This window comes from Rugamonas sp., assembly GCF_025354735.1.
Taxonomy (GTDB): domain Bacteria; phylum Pseudomonadota; class Gammaproteobacteria; order Burkholderiales; family Burkholderiaceae_D; genus Rugamonas.
Genome location: NZ_JANXMI010000297.1, coordinates 1 through 4,448 on the forward strand (window position 1 = coordinate 1; position 4,448 = coordinate 4,448).

4 protein-coding genes are annotated in these 4,448 nt (G+C 67.0%); 1 reads left to right on the forward strand and 3 read right to left on the reverse strand.

The features are described 5' to 3' along the window. Positions 1–18: 18 nt before the first annotated feature. Genes Q0S71_RS24520 through Q0S71_RS24530 form a run of 3 tightly spaced genes read right to left on the reverse strand, consistent with a single transcriptional unit; the run spans position 19 to position 2,355 of the window. Positions 19–684, reverse strand: coding sequence for a hypothetical protein (locus Q0S71_RS24520; protein WP_296001537.1), 666 nt, complete (start codon positions 682–684; stop codon positions 19–21). Between the two features lie 6 nt (positions 685–690). Beyond that, positions 691–1,419: a hypothetical protein gene (locus Q0S71_RS24525; RefSeq protein ID WP_296001539.1), complete on the reverse strand. Its 729-nt coding sequence runs from the start codon at positions 1,417–1,419 to the stop codon at positions 691–693. Positions 1,420–1,467: 48 nt separating this feature from the next. Then, positions 1,468–2,355: a metallophosphoesterase gene (locus Q0S71_RS24530; protein ID WP_296001542.1), complete on the reverse strand. Its 888-nt coding sequence runs from the start codon at positions 2,353–2,355 to the stop codon at positions 1,468–1,470. 242 nt (positions 2,356–2,597) lie between these two features. On the opposite strand from Q0S71_RS24530, the gene Q0S71_RS24535 reads away from it, so the two are divergent. Continuing rightward, complete coding sequence (locus Q0S71_RS24535; protein ID WP_296001544.1) at positions 2,598–4,370, forward strand: diguanylate cyclase; 1,773 nt, start codon at positions 2,598–2,600, stop codon at positions 4,368–4,370. Positions 4,371–4,448 lie beyond the last annotated feature (78 nt).

Here is a 4,448-nt window from a genome sequence, read left to right on the forward strand (position 1 = left end):
TTCCGCGGCCGCGTGCGTTTAGGGCTTTTGCAGTTCGGCTTGCAGCAGGCTGCGCGCTTTCGGGTCGAGCTTTTGCATCGCGCGGGGCAACTTGTCGGCCGTGGCGATGGCGCTGGCCTGTTGCGGCGTCAGCGCCAGCGCCTGGACCGGCGCCGCTGCCGCCGCCTGCTGTGGTCGCGGCTTCAGGAACAGCGCCTGTCCGCCCAGCACCAGCAGGGCGCTCAGCAGCGAGATCCCGGCCGCCGCGCCCAGCAGGCGCCACTCGGCCGGGGAAAATTGGGGCGTCCTGGTGGCGACGGCGCCCATCGGCAGCGATGGCACCGGTTTCGGCACCGTTATCTTGCCGGCATCGGCATCGGCATCGGCATCGGCATCGGCATCAGCATCGGCATTAGCACCGGCACCGGCACCGGCACCGGATTCAGTATCGACACGGGCGTCGGCATTAGTATCAGCATCGACCGCATCAGCCGGCCTGCGCTCCACCGCGCGCAGCAGGCCGCCGGCCTCGCGCGCGTGCCGCACCAGTTGCTGCGAGGCGGCGTCGATCAGGGCGACGTGGCGTTCCACCGCCTCGGCCAGCACCGCCTCGTTCAGCGCCACCAGCGCGAAGATCGGATCGTCGACGTCGATCCGTACGCCGGTCTTGTCGAATACCAGGCTACGCAGCTTGTGCTGGTCCATGGCCACTTACCACTGCACTTGGTCGAGTTGTTCGAACAGGTCGCGGAACACGACCTTGATGCGCTGCTTTTCCATCAGGTTGAACTTGTCGCTCTCCTTCACTTCCTGCGCTGTCATGCGCGCCGTGTTCATCTTCTTGATGTCGGCGCCGAAGGTGTCGGCATTGCGGGCCGACAGCACCACGCGGCCCTTCACGCGCGCCGCATTATCGGCGTAGGTCTGCGATTCCGTGAACTGCTTGCCGGACGCCGATTGCAACAGGCCGAAATGCTCGTTTTCCCACAGCACCAGCGGCACCGTCGTCGCCTTGGCCGTCGACACGAAGCCCATCGCCGTGTCGTGCAGCGTGTCGCCGCCGCCGACGATGGTGTGGATGTAGACCTTGCGGCCCGATTCTTCCAGCAGCGCGAAGCAGTCGTTTTCGATCAGGTAGCCCATCAGCGGCGAAAAGGTGTTGGCGCCGTTGTCGACCACGCAGTTGCCGTCCTCTTCCAGGATGTCGATCATCAGCGCGTCGAAGCGCTTGGGGTCGATGGTGCGGGCGTCGGTCATCACCGGCACGTGCTTGACGGCCATCGCCTTGTAGCGCGAGAAGGTGGCGTTTTCCTGGTCGGTGTCGTAGCAGCGCAGCGGCGCCGCGTCCTTGGCCGCGATCCACTGCGCCAGGATGGTCGACACCAGGGTCTTGCCGATACCGCCTTTGCCCTGCAAGATGAAATGTACCGTGTTCTGCATCGTGTCGCTCCCTCAGCTAAACTGAATAAACTATATAAATCGTATGAATCAATGACAGCCGGCCGCGCCGCTGTCGTGAAACTCCGGCGGCGGCGTGTCCGGCACGGCGCCGCCGTCGTCGGCGGCCAGGAAATCCCAGGTGTAGCCTTCGTCCTTCAGCACCAGCCGCAGCACGCCGTGATGGCTGTTGTCGCGCGCTTCGCTGTTCGGCCTGGCGAAGCGCATCGGCGTCAGGAAGGCGCCGCCGGTGCCGGCCACGAACTGGCGCAGGCCGTGCGCGGCGTCGAGCCGGCCGTCGGCGTCCTGCGGCGCGAAGCGCTCGTAATCATGGTCGTGCCCCGACAGCACGACGTCGGCGCCGGCCGCGTACAGCGTTTGCCACGCGGCGCGCATGTGTGTGCTGGCCGCGTGTCCGCCCGAACTATACAGCGGCGCGTGCCAGTAAGCGAGGGTGCAGCGCCGGCGATGGCGCGCCAGGTCGTCTTTTAGCCACAGCAGCTGGGCCGCGTCGGCCGCGCCGTGCAGGTCGCTATTAAGCGAGACGATGTGCCAGGCGCCCAGGTCGACGCTGTAATAGCCGCGCCGGCCGGGCCCGGCGCGCGCGCCGAAGTAGTCGAAATAGCCGCCGGCGCCGGGCGTGGCGTATTCGTGGTTGCCGGGCGCCGGCCAGGTGCGGTCCTTGAAGCGGCCCCAGGTCGGCTGGTAGCAGTTTTGGAATTCTGCGGCCCCCCCTTCCGGATAGCTGTGGTCGCCCAGGCTGAGGACGACGGCGCCGCCGTCGCGCGCCAGTCCGGCCTCGATCACGGCGGCGGTGCGCGCCGCGCCGGAGTAGGCCGGGCGGCTGTGGCGGCAGTCGGCGATGTCGCCGGCGGCGTAGACGGTCGGCGGGGCTTCGGCGGCGCCGGCCGGCGGCGCACAGGGCAGGGAAGCGAGCAAGGAGCACAGCACAGCACCCGGCACGAGCGGGCGGCAAAGCGGACGGCAAAATAGCATCATGGGCGGCGCCGGGAGGTGAGCGTCGAGATTACTGGTTTTGGGGCGCGATGGCAACCGTCGCGGCGGCCAAAGAAATATCACTATAGTGTTATTTTTTGGTTATGATACCGGGTGCGCGTGGCCGCCGGTGCGGTGCTGGCGCTGCTGTCCATGCGTCATGGAGCCGATGAGGAAGCCCCGCAGTGCCTACACCCCTACTCGATATTTCGGAAATCGACCGCCTCAACCTGCAAGGCCTGGCCTGCCTGATCGCCGACCGCAAGCAGGCGCGCCGGCTGGCCCGCATCGCCGGCGCCGCCGCCCGCGCCATCGCCTATCCGCGCGGCGCCGCCTACGCCCAGGTCAACCAGTTGTGGTTGTATTTTTACGGCGGCGAGGCCGAGCGCGCCGAGCCCTTATGGGCGCCGCTGCGCGCGCGCTTCGACGCGAACGGCGACCTCGACGGCGTGCTGGCGGCCGAAGTGGGCCTGGGCGCGCAGGCCAGCCGGCGCGGCGACTTCGCGCAGTCGGCCGCCCATTTCGAGCAGGCGCTGGCGCTGTCGGGCCAGATTCCCGATTCGCTGCATAAATTCATGCTCTACAACCGTATCGGCATCGACGCCCTGAACCGCGGCGACACGCTGGCCGGCCCGCGCAACTTCCTGCTGGCGCTGGACATCGCCGAGCGCTTCGGCACCGCCGCCCACCGCGTCAACAGCCTGTCCAACCTGGCCTCGTCGCAGCACGACCTGGGCAACGATGAAGACGCCATCCCGCTGCTGGGCGAGGCGCTGGCCATCGTCGACAGCGACAAGCTGGGCCACCAGCGCGGCATCGTCTCGGCCAACCTCGCCATGTGCTTGCTGGCCACCGGCAGCGCCGACGAGGCGCTGGCGCTGGTCGAGCCGTTTTATGCCAGCATCGAAAGCGACCTGGTGGTGCGCGCCTTCCTGTTCAGCATCGCCGCCCACGCCTCCATCCTGGTCGGCCAGACCGGCCATGCCGCCACGCTGCTGGCCCGGGCCCAGGCTTACGCGGTGGCCGACGACGACCTCGAGGAGCAGATGCACGGCTGGCTGGTCAAGGGCATGCTGGACTTCGTGCTGGAGCTGCCCAAGGATGCGCTGGCCGCGCTCGACAAGGCGCACGCGCTGCTCGACTGGACCCGCAACCCGTTTTACCAGCAGCAGATCTTCCAGGGCCTGGCCAACATCAACGCCCGCCTCAAGCGCTGGAAGGCGGCCTACGGCTATCTGGAGCTGTACCACCGCCACTACGAGGCCAGCAGCCGGTCGGCGCGCGATTCGCGCCTGCTGATGCGCAACCTGGAAAAGGAAATGCGCGGCCTGAAAGAGGAGCGCGACAAGGCGCTGGAATTGCAGGCGGCGCGCGAGTCGGAAAACCAGAAGCTGGAACACTTGAACCGCGAGCTGTCGCACCAGATCCTGCACGTCAATTCGCTGCAGGACAGCCTGAAGGAACAAGCGATACGCGACCACTTGACCGGCTTGTACAACCGGCGCCATTTCGAGACCTGCCTGAACGCGATCCTGCACGAATCGAACGGCAAGTTCGCCGTGTCGGTGGTGATACTGGATCTCGATTTTTTCAAGCGCGTCAACGACACCTTCGGCCACAGCTTCGGCGACGAGGTGCTGATCCAGTTCGCGCGCCTGGTCGAAGGCCAGCTGCGCGGCAGCGATTTGCTGTGCCGCTACGGCGGCGAGGAATTCTGCCTGCTGCTGCGCGAGGCCGACAGCGCCGACGCGCTGGCCAAGATCGAAACCATCGCCAGCCGGTATCGCCAGTTGCGCATCGACCAGCAGGGTCACAGCCTGACGGCGTGCACCTTCTCGGCCGGCGTGGCCGAATATCCGCGCCACGGCAGCGACCGCAGCGAACTGCTGATGCGGGCCGACACGGCGCTGTACGCGGCGAAGATGTCCGGCCGCGACCGGGTGCTGGTGGCGGAGTAAAAACCGCGTCGCGGTTTATCGGGGGATACCTAACTCGGGGTCAGACCACGGTTTCGAGAGATTCATTCGAAACCGTGG

Excerpts from the sequence above, each read along its gene's own strand:
- Q0S71_RS24520 (WP_296001537.1), bottom strand. The coding sequence starts at position 684 with ATGGACCAGCACAAGCTGCGTAGCCTGGTATTCGACAAGACCGGCGTA.
- Q0S71_RS24525 (WP_296001539.1), bottom strand. The coding sequence starts at position 1,419 with ATGCAGAACACGGTACATTTCATCTTGCAGGGCAAAGGCGGTATCGGC.